We start from the raw sequence: 926 nt of genomic DNA, 5'->3' as shown, positions 1-926 counted from the left end.
AAATCGTCGAGGGAAGCTGCGGCCATGCTCAAAGGTACGATGCCAACAAGGGTATAGGTAGCCGCATAGGGCAGAGGTTTCCTAAACGTAGGCAAGTAAGCTGCTACTCCAAAGGCAGCAGTGTTACTCTACGGCGTAGGCCCCATCGGTATCTACCTGCACTTGCGGGAGGGTGTGGTTATCCTCGAAATACTGGTAGCCGGGAGCCAGTTCCTGCCAGAAAGCAGTATGCGGGCTAGCCTGCCGGGTTGCTAGGTTGTCAGCCGTTAGCTCGAAAGGGAAAATGTGCATGGGAATTCCCTGCTGCCCGGCTGCTCGTGCTTCCACGGCCAGTACGTACAGCTCCCGGATACCCGCGTCGGTGATGGGCAAGCAGCCCACCGTAGCGTCGGAACCGTGAATAAAGATATCACCGCCGGGGTTGGGGGCAGCGTGGCGCAAGTCGGCGGCGTTGGGATAGTCCAGGCCCAGGGAAAGGTGGTAGGTGCTGGCCGGGTTGAAGCGGTTGATGGTGTAAAAACCTTCCGGAACCTGCCGGTCGCCAGACTGGCGCTTGGGTCCCAGCTCGCCGGAAGTGCCGGCCAGGCGAAAGGTGCGGAGCAAGACAAATTCGCCTTCGCCCTGGTTGCGCCCCCAAGCTTCTACCCGCCGCCCTACCTTGAACGCCCGGATAAATAGTTCAAGTCGTTGCGGCTCAATGCCGTGGCGCTGCAACAACGTATGTAGGGCCGACTCATAGGTAGCATAGGCACCCCGTACCCGCGGGAAGCGCTGCTGCTCCGCCCGAAATGTAGGATCGGGAGTAAGCAGGGGAGAAGAGGAATGAGCACAAAACGTGAGTAGCACAGCTGTAGCCAGCAGAGCGAAAAGACGCATATCGAAGGAAAGAAAAGCTAGCCCTATAGAGTGCACCGCCCTAGGCCGGT

The 926-nt window shown here is 59.0% G+C and carries 1 protein-coding gene; it reads right to left on the bottom strand.

Translation table 11 applies throughout. From position 1 onward, the window contains the following. Positions 1-123: 123 nt before the first annotated feature. Positions 124-876, bottom strand: coding sequence for a murein L,D-transpeptidase family protein (locus VI25_RS22070; RefSeq protein ID WP_052694952.1), 753 nt, complete (start codon positions 874-876; stop codon positions 124-126). Positions 877-926 lie beyond the last annotated feature (50 nt).

This window comes from Hymenobacter sp. AT01-02 (assembly GCF_000961955.2).
Lineage (GTDB): Bacteria > Bacteroidota > Bacteroidia > Cytophagales > Hymenobacteraceae > Hymenobacter > Hymenobacter mucosus.
Note: the sequence above shows the minus strand (reverse complement) of the source record. Positions and strands in the feature narration are given on the sequence as shown.